At 34.4% G+C, this 19,293-nt stretch carries 20 protein-coding genes; 3 read left to right on the plus strand and 17 right to left on the minus strand.

Annotation, left to right across the window (positions count from 1 at the left end; translation table 11 throughout):
- Window positions 1-124: 124 nt before the first annotated feature.
- Window positions 125-817, minus strand: coding sequence for a M48 family metallopeptidase (locus EKH84_RS17955; protein WP_013657981.1), 693 nt, complete (start codon window positions 815-817; stop codon window positions 125-127).
- 244 nt (window positions 818-1,061) lie between these two features.
- Here EKH84_RS17955 and EKH84_RS17960 point away from each other — a divergent pair, with 244 nt between their 5' ends.
- Entirely contained in the window at window positions 1,062-1,460 is a 399-nt protein-coding gene (locus EKH84_RS17960) for a DUF1573 domain-containing protein (RefSeq protein WP_127067353.1), read from the plus strand.
- Between the two features lie 105 nt (window positions 1,461-1,565).
- Window positions 1,566-2,045, plus strand: coding sequence for an NUDIX domain-containing protein (locus EKH84_RS17965; protein WP_013657983.1), 480 nt, complete (start codon window positions 1,566-1,568; stop codon window positions 2,043-2,045).
- A 163-nt stretch (window positions 2,046-2,208) separates the two neighbouring features.
- Here the strand turns inward: EKH84_RS17965 and EKH84_RS17970 are convergent, their stop codons facing one another.
- On the minus strand, window positions 2,209-3,765 hold the full coding sequence (locus tag EKH84_RS17970) for an AbgT family transporter (RefSeq protein ID WP_013657984.1): 1,557 nt from the start codon (window positions 3,763-3,765) through the stop codon (window positions 2,209-2,211).
- A gap of 394 nt (window positions 3,766-4,159) precedes the next feature.
- Between EKH84_RS17970 and EKH84_RS17975 the strand changes: the two genes are divergently transcribed.
- Entirely contained in the window at window positions 4,160-4,351 is a 192-nt protein-coding gene (locus EKH84_RS17975) for a ferredoxin (protein WP_013657985.1), read from the plus strand.
- 84 nt (window positions 4,352-4,435) lie between these two features.
- On the opposite strand, the gene EKH84_RS17980 is transcribed toward EKH84_RS17975, so the two are convergent.
- The 15 genes from EKH84_RS17980 to EKH84_RS18050 form a co-directional block, all read right to left on the minus strand.
- Window positions 4,436-4,891 carry a GyrI-like domain-containing protein gene (locus tag EKH84_RS17980; protein ID WP_013657986.1) on the minus strand — a complete coding sequence of 152 codons (456 nt, stop codon included), beginning with the start codon at window positions 4,889-4,891 and terminating at the stop codon, window positions 4,436-4,438.
- A 72-nt stretch (window positions 4,892-4,963) separates the two neighbouring features.
- A complete protein-coding gene (gene radA, locus EKH84_RS17985) occupies window positions 4,964-6,361 on the minus strand; it encodes a DNA repair protein RadA (RefSeq protein WP_013657987.1) in 1,398 nt (465 codons plus the stop codon).
- Between the two features lie 900 nt (window positions 6,362-7,261).
- The gene (locus EKH84_RS17990; protein ID WP_013657988.1) at window positions 7,262-7,675 is read right to left on the minus strand and encodes a hypothetical protein; all 414 of its coding nucleotides are present in this window, start codon (window positions 7,673-7,675) and stop codon (window positions 7,262-7,264) included.
- Window positions 7,676-8,044: 369 nt separating this feature from the next.
- Window positions 8,045-10,513 carry an ATP-dependent Clp protease ATP-binding subunit gene (locus tag EKH84_RS17995; protein ID WP_127067354.1) on the minus strand — a complete coding sequence of 823 codons (2,469 nt, stop codon included), beginning with the start codon at window positions 10,511-10,513 and terminating at the stop codon, window positions 8,045-8,047.
- 47 nt (window positions 10,514-10,560) lie between these two features.
- Complete coding sequence (locus EKH84_RS18000) at window positions 10,561-11,028, minus strand: hypothetical protein (RefSeq protein ID WP_013657990.1); 468 nt, start codon at window positions 11,026-11,028, stop codon at window positions 10,561-10,563.
- 86 nt (window positions 11,029-11,114) lie between these two features.
- Window positions 11,115-12,041 carry an AEC family transporter gene (locus EKH84_RS18005; RefSeq protein ID WP_013657991.1) on the minus strand — a complete coding sequence of 309 codons (927 nt, stop codon included), beginning with the start codon at window positions 12,039-12,041 and terminating at the stop codon, window positions 11,115-11,117.
- A gap of 323 nt (window positions 12,042-12,364) precedes the next feature.
- Window positions 12,365-12,709 (minus strand): type II toxin-antitoxin system PemK/MazF family toxin, encoded by a 345-nt coding sequence (locus EKH84_RS18010; protein ID WP_013657992.1) that lies wholly within the window; start codon window positions 12,707-12,709, stop codon window positions 12,365-12,367.
- A gap of 1 nt (window position 12,710) precedes the next feature.
- Window positions 12,711-12,929: a hypothetical protein gene (locus tag EKH84_RS18015; RefSeq protein WP_127067355.1), complete on the minus strand. Its 219-nt coding sequence runs from the start codon at window positions 12,927-12,929 to the stop codon at window positions 12,711-12,713.
- A gap of 73 nt (window positions 12,930-13,002) precedes the next feature.
- A complete protein-coding gene (gene alr / locus EKH84_RS18020; RefSeq protein ID WP_127067356.1) occupies window positions 13,003-14,136 on the minus strand; it encodes an alanine racemase in 1,134 nt (377 codons plus the stop codon).
- Window positions 14,137-14,174: 38 nt separating this feature from the next.
- Complete coding sequence (locus EKH84_RS18025; RefSeq protein WP_127067357.1) at window positions 14,175-14,762, minus strand: LolA family protein; 588 nt, start codon at window positions 14,760-14,762, stop codon at window positions 14,175-14,177.
- A gap of 9 nt (window positions 14,763-14,771) precedes the next feature.
- Window positions 14,772-15,224 (minus strand): CBS domain-containing protein, encoded by a 453-nt coding sequence (locus tag EKH84_RS18030; protein ID WP_127067358.1) that lies wholly within the window; start codon window positions 15,222-15,224, stop codon window positions 14,772-14,774.
- Between the two features lie 32 nt (window positions 15,225-15,256).
- Window positions 15,257-16,801, minus strand: coding sequence for an NAD(P)H-hydrate dehydratase (locus tag EKH84_RS18035; RefSeq protein WP_127067359.1), 1,545 nt, complete (start codon window positions 16,799-16,801; stop codon window positions 15,257-15,259).
- Window positions 16,798-17,181, minus strand: a complete 384-nt coding sequence (acpS, locus tag EKH84_RS18040) for a holo-ACP synthase (RefSeq protein ID WP_013657998.1) — start codon at window positions 17,179-17,181, stop codon at window positions 16,798-16,800. Before acpS ends, EKH84_RS18035 begins: the two co-directional genes overlap by 4 nt.
- Before the next feature lies 1 nt (window position 17,182).
- Window positions 17,183-17,869: a hypothetical protein gene (locus EKH84_RS18045; RefSeq protein ID WP_127067360.1), complete on the minus strand. Its 687-nt coding sequence runs from the start codon at window positions 17,867-17,869 to the stop codon at window positions 17,183-17,185.
- 433 nt (window positions 17,870-18,302) lie between these two features.
- A complete protein-coding gene (locus EKH84_RS18050) occupies window positions 18,303-19,202 on the minus strand; it encodes a carbohydrate kinase family protein (protein ID WP_127067361.1) in 900 nt (299 codons plus the stop codon).
- Window positions 19,203-19,293: the final 91 nt, after the last annotated feature.

The following is a 19,293-nucleotide window of genomic DNA, read 5'->3' on the forward strand; positions in this document are numbered from 1 at the left end:
AGCGCCTATACAATATAGCATTTATCTTGTTATATGTCAAGGCATTATTTTTTCTTTTTAGTCAACCCGTTTTGTGCTGACTTCATGAATTATACTAGATATACTCACTACTTGTCAACACATTTTATAGAGTTAACTTATTCTTATTTTCTTCTAACCATTCTTTACTTTTTTCAAAGCTTGGAATAATTTCTTCCATTTTACCTACTTCTTTTCCATCTACTAGACCATTTATACGACATAAACTACTTACTAAAATATAATCTATAATCTCTACAGGCATTATTCCCACTCTTACATTGGCAGTTATGCAGGTTTCATCACTACGGAATAAAATTGTATTATCATCCATTACTTCAACTTGTGCTGGCACCATTTCGAACATTTCTTTATATGCCTTTAAACGCTCTTTGATCTTCGCATTTACTTTTTGCTTATACCAATCAATAATAGCTTGTCTTATTTCTGCAGTAGATTCTGTATAAGTTTCAACTACAAGTTTTCCTCTTAACATCTTTACTTTAATTTCTTTTAGTTCAGAACTAGTTACTATCTCTAACTTATAGTTCTTTCCTAAATACGTATATTGTTCTAGTAATTGCGACTGCGATGCTTGTGGTCTATTGCGATATAGCTCACTGATAATCCATGGTGCATTTCCTTTTACTTTATCCATGACAGCATAAATAGAGGTACCTATTGGTGCAATAACGTTCACTTTGCCCTCTTCAGTAATTTTGATAGATATCGCCTTTGTTTTCTTATACGTTAAGTCATAGGTTATCTTGGTGCCTTTGTAATCAAAGTTAAGTTTCATCTTAATACCCCTTTTTTAGTTGTTAATAAAGCATATATGTTTCTCAAAACAACATTTTAATTATATCAACTTTTGCGTTTTTTGTACATATCTAAGTTTACATATAGCTTACTTTATCTTATTTTTTTACAAAAAACAACCTTCCCTATATTTGTCAGTATTTAATTAACATTTATTATTTTGTTTATTTTTTAGATTATAAATGCTATAATAAGGTATAATTACCATAAAGAAGGAGATTTATATGTCAACTGAACTTGAAGCCTTTCAAGATTTCATCGATACTATTTTAATAAGAAATAAGAGTATCTTAGATCAAACTACTGAGTTACAAGATGCCTGCACACACCTCTGCCGAACTATTTCTAAAGCTGCTACCACCTGTGGCTGCATTACAATAGAGGCTCATAAACAAACCTATACTTTCACTGAAAGTTCATCTATAGAAGAAATTAAAAATGCAATGTGTACTCATATTTCAGGGAAATTATGTCCTAGTTGTGAAGATCTTTTTGAAAAGGAATTAGGGCGTGTTCTTTTCTATTTAGGTGCTATAGCTAACACTTTTGACCTCTCGCTTTCAGATGTATTAGAAAAAGAAAAATACCGCACTGAACTACTGGGCAAATACTCCTTACGCTAATATTTTGTCAAAATGTCTAAGAATTGTATACTTTTCCTATTTATTATTTATAACTCGTGCTATAATGTTCGTAGATTAATGACACACTAGTCTGAGGAGGCTTTTATGAATCTACGACCAAGAGCTGCCGCTGTCATATTAAATGAACACAATGAACTACTTGTTCTTCGTCAAAAAGATCCCCGTACAGGCTTTGAATGGTGGACCCTTCCTGGTGGAGGTATGGAACCTGAAGAAAGTGTTATTGATACCATTGTACGCGAAGTTGAAGAAGAGTGTCATGTTCGTTGTCGTCCTATACAGCTTATTTATATGAGTGAATATGTGGATTATGCTATCAATACACATCATCTAGGAATGTTTTTTTTAACCACTGTAGATAATATTGAAGATTTAGAAGCTGGTACTGATCCTGAAGTTGTAGAACAATATATTAAAGAATGTCGCTTCATTTCTGAACAGGAATTAAAATCTTCTGGAATTCCTATATTCCCTCCTGTGTTCAAAGAACAATTTTGGGAGGACTTAAAAACTGGTTTTGTTGGGCATGAGGTTTACCAACGTGGTCAAGTTGAAACAGAATAATCCACTTAAAATAAGATGATAACTTATATGCTACATTGATTCTTAATGATTTAGCAATTATTCTCTTATCTTTTATCCATGTTCATCATAAATGATGGCTCAATAAAAAGCGGTTACTATTTTTAGTGTCTAAAACTAAAAATAGTAACCGCTTTTTATTTTCTTAGAATCCTAATGGGATACCAAATGTGAAGAATCCAATAAGGATAGTTGTCCATATTACTAAGAACGCCATAGAATATGGGAACATTAAACTGATTAAATCACCCACTGAGTATTCAGGTTTATATTTTCTCATGAATACGAGAATTAAACCTGCATAAGACATTAATGGTGTAATAATATTAGTTGAAGAGTCTGCTACACGATATGCTGCTGCAACCATATCTGGTGTCATTGAACTATTTACATTATATAACATAGGAATGAAAATCGGTCCAAGTAACATCCATTTTGATGTCATACCACCAACAAACAAGTTAATTATTGCTGTTGTAATAATAAATCCGATTAATAATAGAATTGGATAGTCTGCAAGTCCCATATTTTGGAGACCTGTGGCACCTAAATAAGTTAAATAGGTTCCAAGTTGTGACTCACTAAGAAGTGCCAAAAAGTTATATGAGAAGAATGTTAACACGATAGTATATCCCATTGAACTCATAGCAGTTGACATTGCTTTTACAACGTCTTCCATCTTTTTAAACTTACCTACTTTATAGCCATAGAATAAACCTGGCATAAAGAATACGAAAGTAATGATTAAAATAATGTTATCCATTAATGGTGTTACTGTTTTAGCCACGCCAGTTGCTTCATCTACTACTTCATAAGAAGCTAAAGGTCCAAATGCAAGAAGTGCTACGACCGCTCCACCAATAAGAAGACCAAGTCCTGCCCATTTTAAAGCTTTGTTTTCTTCTGGTTTAACAGTAAACTCATTTAAGTTCATGTCTGCTGGAATAGTATAATCTTGTTTTTCTAATTTTGGTTTAATAAATTTGATCGTTATAAAGCCACCAACAAGTGTTAAGGCAATTGTTGATACCACAATGAAAATGTAATGCATTGTTGCTGGTGTAATAGCTTTACCAGCTGCTGTCACAAAAGGTATACCTTGAGCCTCAGCAAAAGCTTTTGCATTAGTACCTAAAATAATATCACTTGGTGTTGCTGGAATCAGGTTAGCACTAAACCCTGCTGATACCCCAGCAAAGGCTGCTGCCATACCGATAAGTGGATTTTTCTTAAGCCCTGCATAAAGTAAACCAGCTAAAGGGACAAGAATAATATATCCTGCATCTGTTGCTATACTACTCATAATCCCTAAGAATACAAGTATGAATGGCAAAAACTTATCTGATACTTTTAGACCTACCTTTTTAATAAGTGTTGATAAAAGACCTGATTGTTCTGCTAAACCAACACCTAACATAACAACAAGAATTGTTCCTAATACGCCGTTTCCGTATGATAACCAGTTTTTAAGTAGCGCGTTATCAAAAATCCATCTCATATTCTCTGCTTCGAACATATTTTTAATTTGATAAGTAATTGTACTACCGTCTTTTGCTAAAGTTGAGAACTCTTTTCCGCCTAAGAAATATGTTAAAACCATAGTAATGGCAAATAACCCCATAAAGATAATAACTGGATCGGGTATCTTCTTACCAATCGTCTCAATAAGAGACTTTTTCTGTCTTTTCTTTTCCGTCTTCATACTTTTCCTCCTGCTGTCATTTTATTTTATGTCAACTCATTTAATCTGGTCTTATTATAACAACAAGATTTAGCTTTTGCAAGAGCGTTAACCAGTTAATTTATGTAAACTATATGTACATGTAACATATAACATATAAAGAGCCTTGATAATCAAGCATTACTTATCCTTTTAAATCTTATTTACATATAAGCAAAAAACTTATAGAACTGAGTATTTTGCAGCTTGATGCATTTAAAATTGCATTTATACGTCGCTTTTGGAAGTTATCCATCTTTTTATTGAATATTAAATAATCAATAACTACTATCTTTTAATATTACTTCGTGTTATAATAACTATATCTTCTACTACTTATAGTAGAGCAATATTTTTATAAAAGGAGTATATTTATATGAAAGCAATCGTTGATCATGATATATGTATTGGATGCGGTTTATGTGCATCTATATCTGAAGAAGTTTTTACTATGAACGCAGACGGTTTATCAGAACCAATTGCAGATTCAATCGCAGATGAATTAGTAGAAGCTGCTGAAGAAGCTTGTAGTAGCTGCCCAGTTGATGCTATTACTATAGAGAAATAAAAAAGCAACGTGACATTTGTCACGTTGCTTTTTTATTTCTCTAATCATGTTTCATTCCGACTTAATACATGCAAGTAAAAAGTTTTATTCTATACTTATATACATATGAATCTCACTATTCTGTACATCATTATTAATATAGTGTTCAAAGTCACTCTTATAGCTTCTCTTCAATTCTTTCATTTGCCAAAGTTTATTCCAAAACATTGGTACAACTTGATTCATATCTCCCTTTAAAATAAACTTGGCATATCTTCCCGCTTGAATATGCTTAACTATATAAGCCTCATTCCCCTCTATAGTATTTACCTCACACCCTATTGTTACATCATAATCTCCTGTCCAATCTGCTTCATAGTGATCATAAAGACAAATAGTTGTATCATCTTTCTTTTGATTCATTGTTAAATAGAGGTTTTCACCAAACAATTGCTGCCATAAACCTCCTATAATCTGTGTTACATTAGGCGATTGATTATTAGTGCGAGCACCTACACCTACTAATAGCTTCTCCGTTATATTAACTATTTCATATTCCATTTTATTATCTCTCCTTCATATACTATGATATGGACATTATAAGTTATGGAATTTGACAATAGTATGTCATATTTAAAATGGTAAGTCCTTTCTTTCTTCAAACACACTCCAAATCACTTCACTTAATGTGTTTTTCTCAATAACTTGTAGATTTTTAAATGTCACTTCTCTTTGAAGAGCCTTTCTAGCTACATAAGCTTTTTTATATCCCATGCGATCAGCTTCCTTTAGCCTCGCTTCTAAAGTTGGTACTCTTTTAAGTTCACCAGTAAGGCCAATATCTGCTATAAAAATAGTGTCACTTGGTATACCTTTTCCTTTTTCTGAGGAAACAACACTCATGACTACAGCTAAGTTAACAGCTTGTTCCTTAAGTTTTAAACCACCTGTTGTTTTTACAACTACGTTCTTATCATAAAGTTGTACCTTACCTCGTTGCTCTAGAATAGAAATAAGCGTATTAAGTTGCTCTCTCTTCATATTTTCACTGATTCTAGCTGGATAAGGGGTAAATGACGTACTAACAAGGCTTTCAATTTCTACAATAATAGGCCTTGAACCTTCTCTAACCACAGTAAGGGCTGACCCAGAAACTTGCTCATTTTTTTCTCTCATGGTCATAAAATACTCTGATGGATTTTCAATAGGTTCCATACCTCTTTCTGTCATAGCAAAGAAAGCTGCTTCTCCTGTAGAACCAAAGCGATTTTTAGATGCAATTACTCCTCTCAGTTCTTCGCCACTTTCTCCTTCAATAATAAGTACAGCATCTACTAAGTGCTCTAGTGCTCTAACCCCAGCAATTTCATCATCTTTTGTCATTTGTCCTACAATAATAATCGCCCTAGGCTTTGTACCATTTTTCGCAACTTGTAACAGCGCATTAGCACATTCCATAGTTTGCACAGGACTGCCTGGCCTTGAGTTATACTCTTCCATGATAAAGGTTTGAATACTATCTATTATAATGAGGTCTGCCTCTACTTCTTCTATTAAATCTAAAACATGATTCATACTTACATCTGAATGAATCCATATATTCGGATGAATACTCTCTAAAATACGTTCTGCTCTATTTTTGATTTGGCTATCACTTTCTTCTCCTGAAGCATAGAGAACATTCATACCTTGATTAGCTACATCTTGAGCTACCTGAAGTAACAAGGTAGATTTACCTGCTCCAGGTCTAGCTGTAATAATAGTAAGAGAATCCTTAACAATACCACCGCCCATTACACGATTAAATTCACTAATCCCTGTAATAATACGAGCGGATGTACTACTTTCTACATCAACTAACCTTTTAGTAGGAATAGAACCTTTACTTCTAGCACCCCCTGTTTTTCTTACAGGCTCTGGTTGTTGTTCTTCTATTGTATTCCATTCCTTACAGGCATCACACTTTCCTTGCCATTTTGAATAGACTTGTCCACAACTTGTACATACATAAATTTGCTTTGCTTTTGCCATAGTTATTCCTTTCTTATCTTATACTATCTTTTTATTTTTCCTTGTTTCTTTATTTTATTTATTTTATTTATTTTATTTATTTTCCTATCTTTATCTTTTCTTATCTTTATCTTTTTCTATCCTTTTTCTATCCTTTTTCTATCCCTTATTTAAATCTACCCCTCTTCTACTATACATAGAAGTTTTTAGTGCCTTACTGCTATAAAGAAAAATAATTTTTCCTGCACTCAAACTTATCATTTTTATTCTATACTGCTATTTTACAGTCCCTTGAGCATCATTTATAGTATAAACCTTTTTATCATTTAAAACTACTTTTCTTATACTTCTCATATGAGTTGATCATGAACGCATTACTGATCTTTTGTTTCCTTTATTCTTTCTCCATTCCCTTGATTCAGGGATGCATTGCTTAGCACGCATTATTAGATATAATGCACTTACTATTTTTTCTTCATTATATATAGTGATACTTAGAAATTATATCTAATAGTATATCTATTATTCCCGTATTTAGGATTAATTTTTCCATTCACATGATAATTGTACCCTTTATTCGCCTATCGAATAAGAAACACAAAATCATTTATTGAAGTTTAATTTCTATGATTCCTTCTGACTTCTTGGCATTCCAATTTATATCACTACTTAGAATATAACTTTGGAATTCACTCTAGTTCTTTATCTCTGAGTCTTCAATAAAAATGCCATTTTCTTATCTATCTGACTGTTTATAATATTCATTTTCAAGTATTATGGACCTTAGGTCTACTTATCAAGCTCATCCATACATACGTCTTTCATATGATTTTTGTTATTCGGACCAGTGTATCATCATGATGAACACACTAAAAAATCGCCTAGGGAAACTTTCTTCCTTAGGCGACCTTATAGACTTTATTATTTTACTTTTTTAATTTCTACTGTTTGTGCTTCTTTTGCACAGTCTACAGAAAAGCTTAATTTTCCTGAAACAGTTGAACGAATATTGCCTACTGTTACATCACTAATAATAAGTTTATAGTCCGTAGCTGGTTCTAATTCCATGGTGATTTGTGAACTACCATTACCTTCTACTTCAAAGCTCACACCATTATCTGTAACTTTAAACTGGTGCACTGCTGTTCCTGGTAATGACTCATATACTAAAGCACCATCTCTTTTAAGTTTAGTTACTTCGTAAAAAGTTTTTGCTTTATAAAATCTACCTTCTACTTCGAAGTCTACTACTTTTGTTTTCTCTTGAAGTTCGTAGTTACCAAAACTAAGTGCCCCGTTTTCTTCAACACGTATAATTTCATTAACAACTGCCATTGCTAAATCCTCCAATGTTTTATCTCTTTGTTTATCTCTATTTTTAAATCTTATTCATGCCTTTATTATACATGATACTAGGTGAAAAGTATATGAATATTTATATTCAATTTTACTTTATCCTCACATTATATACTTATTTACTTAGTCTGTTTATTCAAAAAATAACCGTTATCAAATTTACTCAACCCAAACACTTAATTTTAGCACTTATAAAACCTATTTATTTGATTTCATTGTTTCTAAAATTTATTTACCTATTTTTAGTGTATTTAAGCTTAATCACTTGATTCTAGTATTTTTAAGTGTAGTTACTTGATTTTAATATCTTTAAATTTATTCACTTGATTTTAGTATTTCAAGACTTATTTACTTTACCTTTGCAAGCTGATCTTGTTTAGTAAATACGCATACTTCACCATCTACAGTTACCGAAACAACATCTCCCTCTTTGAAGTTTCCTGATAAAATTTCATCTGAAAGCTTATCTTCAATATAGGTCTGAATCGTTCTTCTAAGTGGCCTAGCACCATAGGCTTGATTATACCCTTTTTTACCTAAGAAATCTAAGGCTTCTTCGGTTAATTGAATTTCTATTCCTACGTTTTTACTAATACGTGTGATTAATCTCTTAATCATAATATCAGCAATCTCTCTAATTTCTTTTGTACTTAATGGATGGAATACAAGTGTCTCATCAATACGATTTAAAAACTCTGGTTTAAAGGTTCTCTTCACTTCTTCCATTACGTTTTTCTTCATATCTTCATAGGACTTTTCTGCATCCTCAGTTGAGATAAAACCTACCTTTTTAGGTGAAATAATACTTCTTGCCCCAATATTTGAAGTCATGATAATAATCGTATTTTTAAAGTTAATACGTCTACCTCTAGAATCGGTAATATGGCCATCATCTAAAATCTGAAGTAGGATATTAAATACATCACCATGGGCCTTTTCAATCTCATCAAATAAAACAACGCAGTATGGTTTACGTCTTACTTTCTCTGTTAATTGGCCACCTTCTTCGTAACCTACATAGCCTGGAGGTGAACCAATCATCTTAGAAACCGTATGCTTTTCCATGTACTCAGACATATCTACACGTACCATGGCATTTTCGTCTCCAAACATAGCTTCTGCCAATGCTTTCGTTAACTCTGTCTTACCTACACCCGTAGGTCCTAAGAACATAAAGGAACCAATAGGTCTGTTTGGATCTTTTAAACCAACACGACCTCTTCTAACAGCTTTTGAAACGGCAACAATGGCTTCCTCTTGACCAACTACGCGTTCATGAAGGATTTTCTCCATTTGCTTTAACCTTTCCGTTTCTTCTTCTGCTAAACGTTTAACTGGAATATTGGTCCAGCTACTTACGATATCTGCTATTTCTTCTTCGCCAACCACTTGGTTGTTTTTCGTATGCTTAGCATCCCACTCAACCTTCGCATTAGCGATTTTTTCTTTAATCTCATTTTCCTTACGTTTAATTTCACTGGCTTTTTCGTATTCTTCATTCATAATAGCTATTTCTTTTTGTTCACCTAGACTACTCAGCTGTTCCTCTAATTCTTTAATATTAGTAGGCGCTGTAAAAGCTCGTAATCTTACTTTAGAAGCCGCTTCATCTAATAAGTCAATGGCTTTATCTGGTAAGTAGCGGTCTGCTATATAGCGAGCAGACAACTTAACAGCTGCTTTAATGGCATCATCTGTAATTTGAACTTGATGATGCACTTCGTATTTATCTTTAATACCTCTTAAGATTTCTAAGGTCTCTTCTTCACTAGGTTCCTCAACCTGTACAGGTTGGAAACGTCTCTCAAGGGCTGCATCTTTTTCAATATGTTTGCGGTACTCATCTAAAGTCGTAGCACCTACAAGCTGCACCTCTCCTCTTGCTAAAGAAGGTTTCAAAATATTAGAGGCATCCATGGCACCTTCTGCTGCACCTGCTCCAATAATAGTATGAAGTTCATCAATAAATAAGATAACATCTCCTGCTAACCTTACTTCTTCAATCACTTTATTAATACGCTCTTCAAATTCACCACGGTATTTAGTACCGGAAATCATAGAAGAAAGATCTAAAGAAACCACACGTTTACCTTTTAATAAATCCGGGATTTCTTCTGATGCTATTTTTTGTGCTAAGCCTTCTACTACGGCAGTTTTACCTACTCCTGGCTCACCTACTAAGCAAGGATTGTTTTTGGTTCTTCTAGAAAGAATTTGAATCACACGATCAATCTCTTTTTCACGTCCCACAATAGGGTCAAACTTACCCTCTCTAGCGAAAGTTGTTAAATCTCTACTATATTTATCTAAAGTAGGTGTTGTAGACTTAGTTACTGGTTCACCAGCCTTAGTCGTACTAAAGCTAGCTTCTGTTTTTTGAGTGCTACCTGTTAACATCTCCATTAAAACAGATAAAAGTTTGCTTATATTAATGCCTAATGTTTCTAATAATTTAACTGCTATACAATTCTTTTCCTTTAATACTGAAATTAAAAGATACTCTGTTCCAATACTCTCACTGCCTAGTTGTTTTGCAAGTTGGGTACTCATTTCAAATATACGTTTAACACGTGGGGTGAAGTCCCTGGTTGCTACCAGTGGACTTCCTCCCATACCAATAATATCTTTAATTTTATCTAAAATGTCTTCTTCTGTAATTCCACATGCTTCAAGAGCCTTTTGGGCAACAGAGTTTTTGGCATGAATAAGCCCCACAAGCAGATGTTCAGTTCCTAAATAACCGTGTCTAAAATCTGTCATAACTTGTTCAGCATATTCAATGGCCATTTGGGCCTGTGGTGTAAACTTAATTTCCATGTTGTTCATCTCCTTTGTCTCAGGTACTCATGCTGCATTTTATTTGCTTATTCAAATTTGTTACCGCATTTAATACAATAAGCTGCATATTCATGATTGCCTGTATTACATACTGGGCAAACCTTTAAAATCTCAATACCATCTTCTTCAAGATCTGCTTTTTTCTCTTGTGTTTCTGGTTCATTCCAAGTTGACTTAACTTCTCTCTTATAAGAGTCTAGGCTGCTCTTTTGTGTTGTTACAATTTCACCTAAACGCTGTTCAATTTCTGTGATTTGTAGTTTAAGTGCATCAATTTTAGCATAAAGTGCATCTCTTTCTTCACATTCAACTTGTTCCACATAGCATTTGTATTGTGCTTCACCTAGTGATGTAAATAATCTTTTTAATTCATTTCTTTTATTCATTAAGTCAGTTCTGCAAGCTACTTGATCTACTGATTTTTGTGTTTGTTCTGTGGCTACCTTAAGTGTTGATTTTAAACTATCCCCTAATTTACTGAATACATCTGACATTTTAAAGCCCTCCCATTTTTATTTTATTTTTTATTTCGGCTGAATGTCCTCATTCTAGTATATGCATGTTTATCTCTTCATAATAGCTAAATAAAGTATATAAGTAGCGGTATAGAAATGCAACTAAGCAAGGTCGTAATTAAAACCCCCTGAGAAGCTAGCTCCGCATCACTTTCATAAGCTTCTGCCATCATTGCTGCGTTACTAGCCACAGGCATACCTGCTACTATAACAGGAATCATAATAAGCCATGAATCCTCTATCCTTAGTATATACTTTAATAATGTAAAAATAATGAAAGGAAGTAAAAAAAGTCTCACAATTGCCAAAATATATATCTTTGTTTCCCCAAACATTTTCTTCAGTGACAAAAGGCTTAACATGCTTCCTATAACAATCATAGAAAGTGGTGTGCAAATACTGCCTATAGCATCAATACTTCCACTTATAAATGCTGGCAGCTCTATACCTGACACAAATAATACAAGGCCTATTAAACTTGCTATAATCCCTGGATTAATGAGAAGCTTATAATCAAAACTTTTGCTTTGATTGTTGCCTGTTTCAAGTAATTTAATACCTAAAGTATAAACTAAAATATTAAAACAAATATTGTAAATAGCTACATAAAAAATGGCTTCTTGCCCAAGTAAGGCTCCAAGTACTGGATATCCCATAAAAGCGCAGTTAGAAAACATGAGCATAAAGCTTAAAACACCTCTTTGCTGATTGTTCTTTGTAAGCCCTTTAGGTATGAACCAAGCGATTATAAAGGTCAGCGCATAGACAATAAATGATAATCCAAAGATTGTGAGTGCTCTATTCATATTTTCTTTTGTCAGCGGCATATTCATTCCAGAAATAATAACTGCTGGTAATGCTACATTAACAATAAATTTTGAAAAGGTTGCATTATTTTCTGCTGTAAAAAATTTAAGTTTACCCAATAGATAGCCCGTTAACATGAGTATAAATAAAATGCCAAGCTGTATGTAAACCTTTGTTAATTCCATGTAAATCTCCTTTAAGTCGTCCTATGCAAATTCTAGTCTTCCCCTAATGTTAACCTTTATTCTACCATATCTTATTCAAGTGTCAAAGTCAATTTCCTGAATTATATCCTTACAATACTTATAGCACCTCATTAGTAGGCAATTAATAACACAGAAAGTTCACTCCCTACTAAAACTTCTTAGCTACTTAAAAAACAACCCACCTCGAATAGCTCAACGATCGACGTAGAATCCTATCTTTTAACTATTTCTCTATCCTTTTATGCAAAAAAGCAACAAAAAGGAGACTTAAACAAAGTCTCCAGATACATTTTTTATGTATTTTATTGTAATGCAAAACTAATCATAATCCCTTTGTCTACTTGTGCCATAAGCCTATCGTCTAAATGACAGATTTTTTCCTTTAGTCGTCTCTTATCAATCGTTCTGATTTGCTCGAGGAGTATAACAGAATTCTTAACAAGCTCGTATTCTGCTGCATCAATCTCTACATGTGTAGGTAGCTTTGCTTTGTTAATCTTTGAAGTGATTGCCGCACAGATCACTGTAGGGCTAAATTTGTTACCAACATCATTTTGTACTACTAATACGGGGCGAATACCCCCTTGTTCTGAACCAATAACTGGACTTAAGTCCGCATAAAAAATATCTCCACGTTTTACTTGCACTTTACTCACACTCCGCTATGCGATCATAATAAGACTCCGCCTCACTTTCTATTTCAAAATAGAGGTTTGAGAGCGCTAAATTAATCGCTGCCATCTCCTTATAGCCTTTTTTCATCGTATTTATTTCTTTTTTGATTTCAGGGATTGTTTCTCTATCTTCTTTGGTCAACTGAAAATCACTTCTAGACTTTGCCATTCGCAAATCACTCCCTACTAACATCGTGATTTACTCCTAACTAGCTATTTTCATTGTTGCCGATTTTTCATAAATTTATACGATGTTATTCAAATTTTTAAGGTTTTATATAAATACGTGGAACTCTTTTACCAATCATACATACAATCTCGTAATTAATGGTGCCTAAGCTTTGAGCAATTTCTTCAACTGGAATGACTGCATCTTGTTGTTTACCAAAGAGTACAACCTCATCTTCTACGGATACACCTTTGATATGAGTTACATCGACCATGAATTGGTCCATACAAATATTTCCTATTATAGGCGCATACTGTCCTCTGATGAGAACTCTGCCCTTATTACCTAAATTTCTTGAATAACCATCTGCATAACCGACTGGAATCGTAGCAATTTTAGTTTTCTGATGGGTGTAAAATTTTCTACCATAGCCGACGTACTGACCTTCTGGCAGCTCTTTCACATGAACAACTTGAGTTTTAAGTGTCATGGCTGGCTCAAGGTCTAGTACTTTCCCTTCTAAATAAGGTGAAGGATAGTATCCATAAAGAATAATACCAGGTCTTACTAAGTTCAAATGCGTATACTCATGACACATAATGGCTGCGCTATTAGCTGCATGAATAATAGGAAGTTCAAGCCCTACTTCACTTAATTCTTTTAAAAAGCCTTCAAATATACTCCATTGTTCTTTTGTATAACTTGTATCTTCTTCATCCGCTGTAGAAAAGTGTGTAAAAATACCTTCTAAATTAATATGAGGAAGTTTTGTAATCATTAAAATCTCTTCTATACTTTTAGGTGACGATAAAAAACCAATGCGCCCCATCCCTGTATCTACCTTTAAATGAATATTGACGGTCTTACCAAGGCGGCCTGCTTCGTCAGATATGGTTTTTGCCATTTCATAAGAAAAAACAGTTTGGGTTAAATCATTTTCTATAAGCGCTTTAATATCTGCTCGTGGTGTATAGCCTAAAACTAAAATAGGTGATGTGATACCACTACTTCTTAGTTCTTCACCTTCTGCTACAATAGCAACTGCAAAACGATTGACACCTTGCTCTTGTAAAAAGTTCGCTACTTCCTTTGCACCATGACCATACCCATCTGCTTTGACAATAGCCATCATTTCTGTATGATTCGGTATATGCTGACGAATTTGTTTATAATTATGTTCTATTGCACCTAAATTAACTTCTGCAACAACACGTGGTCTAAGAGATTCCATATTTACCTCCCTGAGAAACTTAACGTTCTCATTCTTATCTAATCATTGTATTTGAAACTTTCGTAGTCAACCTGTAAGGTAATATTGCCTGTTTCATCATATATAATCATTTGAATAGGTAACAGTTTCTCCTCATCTAAATAAAGCTTTTCTTTAGCCATATACTTGAACCCACCTTCTATAGGCATTTCAATTGTCACTAAAGTTTTACCATCTTGCCTAACCACATCTTTCTTCACCTCTTTAGAGGATTGATAGCGTTCTACAAAACTGGTTAAAAGCATTTCTTGGCGAGCCTGACTAGGTTCACACTCAACTGTTTGACCTGTAGCTGGGTGGTACTGGGTAATGCGCCTTCCATCATAGGTGACACATAAGCCCTTTAAATGAGTTGGTTCTTCTAAGATATATTCATAATTGCCTTTTAAATCGGCTTTTTGTTTCATCCTTAGTACATTAGGTTTTGAATCCTTCAATAAACTTACCTTTACCTGTGCTTCATAACCATTGAAATCATCAAAGAAATCTTTAACACTAGAAGCACCTTGGTTGTTTAAACAACCTGATAAAGCTAACGTCATCATAAGTAAAAAGCTTAATACAGCAAACCTTTGTACTTTATTCATACTATCCCCCTAACGGTTTAACAATAAGGGAAGTAAGTCTGTTCTACCTATAATACCTACAAGCTTGTTATCTTCATCAATAACAGGTATGCGATTAATATGTCTGTTCATCATAAGTGATACAACCTCTTCAATAGTAGCTTCCTCATGTACGGCAAAGGCAGGAGTGGACATCACTTCTTTGGCAGTTGTGGTTTGTAGTATTGCCCTACTTTCTCCTAACTGCTTTTTCCCATCTATACCTAATATACTCGTCATAAACGCTATATATGATGAAATATTTAAACCTTTTTCCTTTGTCATTAAATCTTTTTCACTCACAACCCCTACTAATTGGTTGTTCTCATTAACAACAGGTACGCCACTAATTTGATGTTTCATTAAAATGTTAATAATATCTTCTAACAATTCTTCATTTCTTACAAAAACAACCGGTCTATTCATAATATCTTTTGCACGCATACAATTCCCCCCTATATGCTTTACCCTAATACTTAAATAAGCGCCTTTAATACTTGACTTAAATAATGAATGGTGTCGCTTGGCAAGAAGCTATATTCAGTCAAATCTTTAGCTGCTTCATCACCTGCCTTAGCATGCAAGAAACAACCTAACTTGGCTGCAGCTATTGCAGGCAAACCTGTCTTTAAACTTTGAGCTAATAGTCCTGTAATGATGCCCGTTAAAACATCACCACTTCCACCTTTGGCTAAGCCTGAATTACCATATCTGTTTATATATATGTCACCATTAGGGTCTGCTATCACTGTTCTTTCTAGCTTTAATACTGTTATCACCCGTAAATCCTGTGCCACTTTTTTGGCAATCTCTAAAGGTTGTTCTAGTATTTCTGCTATCGTAAGTCCTGTGAGTCTTGCCATTTCACCAGGATGAGGGGTTATGATTGTTGGTGCTTTTCGAATACGGAGTAGATCTGTAAGTTCCGGAATGAAATAAAGTGCATCTGCATCTATGACGCAGGGCTTATCACTTATAAGAACATCTATGAGCACTGGCAATACATTTCTGTTTCTACCAAGACCAGGACCTATAGCAATCACATCATAGCGATCTAGCATGGCTCCTACTATTTTTCCAGCTTCTTTACTGAAAAAACCATCTTCATCTGGTAAACCACAATGAATTACCTCTGTTAACTTCTGTTCCATTATTTCTAATATAGCATAAGGTACGGCAGCAGTAACAGTACCACTACCCACCTTATAGGCGGCCATACTGGTTAGAGCTGGGGCTCCTGACATCCCCTGACTCCCACCGATGACTAATACCTTTCCAAAGCTTCCTTTATTGCTACGCATAGCTCTTCTTGGTAAAAGTACCTTCATCTCCTCTTCTTCTATAGAAAAGGTATCTGTTTGGGCTGCTTCTACCAACGCTTTAGGCATGCCAATATCCACTACCTCTACCACTCCTGTATATAGCGGTGCTGGATACTGATATAGTCCCTTTTTAGGTAGCACAAAGGTAATAGTATAATCTGCCATCACACCTATGCCTTGTACTTTTCCGGTATTGCCATCTAGACCCGAAGGAATATCTACACTTAATTTATAAGCTGTACTTTGATTCATATGGTCAATCATTTCAGCGTATAAACCTTCTACAGGCCTTGTTAAACCCGTTCCAAATAAAGCATCTACAATCACCTTGGCGACTTCTAAACTTTTAAAAGCCGTATCTCTATTTTGCTTATCTATCTGCATCATGTCCACCTGTAATTTTTGGCAAATATCAAAATAGGTTTTTCCATCTTCACTTAGTTTCTCTCTAGGGGCTAAAAGTAACACCTTTACCTTGCTCTGCCCCCAGGTTTGTAATTGTCTCGCTAAAGCTAAACCATCCCCTCCATTATTACCAGGTCCGCATACAATAACAACAGATTCTGCCTTATCTCTACCTTGCAAATGCTTAAATAAATGATAAGCCGCATGCTCCATTAATAAAATGCCTGGAATGCCATATTCTTTAATCGCTGCTTCATCTAAAGCATGCATGGCTGAAGGTGTCATTAACTTCATTTTTCCTCCACTCCCTCTATTACCACGTAAGCTACTGAATAGCTCTGACAGTGAGAAATCGTTAAATGAATTCGCCCTACCCCTAGTTCATCTGCTACTTGTTTGGCTCCGCCGAGTAAATGAACTTCTGGTTTACCAAGGGCATTTCTCCTCACCTCTATGTCACAAGGTGAGAAATCTCTAAAACCTGTCCCTAAAGCTTTACTAACCGCTTCTTTGGCTGCAAAAGCCCCTGCTAGGCTCTCTACTTTTTTATGTCCTGCTTCATAGTATGCACGTTCCTCTTCTGTATAAACTGTTTTATAAAAACGTGGTGTCTTACTAATGACTTTTTCAATTCTTTGAATCTCTATGATATCCGTTCCAATACCTATAATCATCTTATTTTTTATCTCCTAAGCCTCTATCAATGACTTCTATTTGTTCTCTTCCTACAATGCTATGAAGGTAGTTATACACATCTTTTAAGAGCTTTTCACACTTTTTCTTTTCTGCTGTTTTCAAAAGCATTTGCTCTCTGAGCTGTGTAATCTCTCTTTCTAAGCGTATTTCCTTTTCCTTGCAAACATCAATATACTCGTACCCTACCGCAATCATTTCTTCAATAATCTCACGGTTAGCACTTTCAATCTCCACTTCCACTTCGCTTATACGCTTTTCAATATCCTCTAGTTTTTGATTGATATTTACCGTACTTTGATGGAGCTTATTAAGTGCTTCAATAGATTCACTATTCCCATCAACTTGTACTTCGCCACTTAAATTTAAAATTTCCTTTAAAAAATTTTGCTTCACAGTGCTGTATTCCTTATAGTCATTGTTTAAACGTCCTTGTTCCTTTAAAAGCTCCTTTAAGTTTTTTTCCTGAGCCTTAATAATATCACTTTGAATACTATCTCTCATGGTGTGCCATAGAGGGTCTAAAAGTACGATAGGTAGTTTCCTACTTTTTAAAATATCACTTACGTACTCTTTCTTTAGATTAACATTGCTATTGGTAACTTTCACTTCTTCTTCAGGCTGCTCATTTAGTACAATGCGACGTTTTTTCTTCATAAAATCAAACATACTGGCATCTCTCCTCCTTCCTTTAACCTTAGGGTTTAAACTATTTTTATTACTTTTATTATAAACCTAAAATGAATAAAATCCTATGGTTAGCTTATATTTATTCTATAATGACAACTGCTTAGTACGATATGGGACTACTTTAGATGATTGCGTTGTTAAGTCACTAGATATAAATATATATCGGTAAATAAAACGGTTAATCATGCAGACAATTTACAATTTAAGCCTCAATAACAAAAGCTTATTCAGAATGTATAGTGTAGACTCACTGAATAAGCTCAAAAATACTTATTAATTTATTTTTTCTAAATAATCAATCTTTATCATGATGAGTATGTTGTTTGTATCAATTTTCTCCATTATTTACTGTTATCAATCAAAAAAAGAAAACCATCCTACTCCAATGGAAAGAATGGTTTTCTACTCTATATTAGCTATTCATTAACGCTATAACTTCCTCTAACTGCGGTGGATTAAGAGGTAGTGGAAATCTAGTGCAAGCTACTGCTGCTGTAGCACTAGCAAATTTGACCGTTTCTAAATCTGACATGTCCTTTAATAAGGCATAGATACAAGCAGCTTTAAAGGTATCTCCTGCGCCTAAAGTACTTTTAACTTCTACTTGATAAGGCTCAAGACTACTTTTCCCCGTTGCCTTTCTACCGTACCATAGAGGCTTAGAACCTCTTGTGAAAATCACTAAGCCCTCACTATTTTCCACATAACGTTCAAATAGCTCTTCTTTATCCTCATCTAGATAAGTATAGCCAAAGAACTCCCCTGATAAAATAGTCATACTAGCATTCTGATGTAAAAAACTATCATAAGGGCAATCGATCGTCACATACTTTTTCCCCTCTTCAATACAATAAGCTGCCACTTCCTCTGAGGCTATTCTAAAGAAAGGATCAAGTCCCACAACTGCAGCTGCTTTAATATCTTCCCTATTAGGCTGATTCCACCTTTCTACCGTATCACTATAAAATCCCTGAAACATCCCAAAAGGTGTCCTTGTAGCTTGGTCAATAATCACATAATCCTCAAGTCCATCATAGCCCTCTTCTACTGTCAAAGCACTTATATCCACCTTTTTATCCTGATAAAACGACTTAATCAAAGGGTAGGTCTTAGCCCCCATATAATTACCGTCCATTTTTACCGTGCACCCTAAGCTATTAAGTACAGTAGCACAAGTCCCTGTTTCTCCTCCAGGTAGCTCATACTTTTCTCTAATCTCACCATAAGTATCTGCTATAGGATACTTATCCTTAAGTAAAAAACTATTGGTCTTTAAAATCATGCCATGTAAATAAACGTCGTATGTATTCATCAGATTCCTCCTTTAATGGATTCATACCCTTATCATAGCCATCTTTTTTTCAAGAAACCATTTATTTTCTTATACAATTATTTGGCTTTTT

Source organism: Cellulosilyticum sp. WCF-2, from assembly GCF_003990395.1.
Classification (GTDB): domain Bacteria; phylum Bacillota; class Clostridia; order Lachnospirales; family Cellulosilyticaceae; genus Cellulosilyticum; species Cellulosilyticum lentocellum.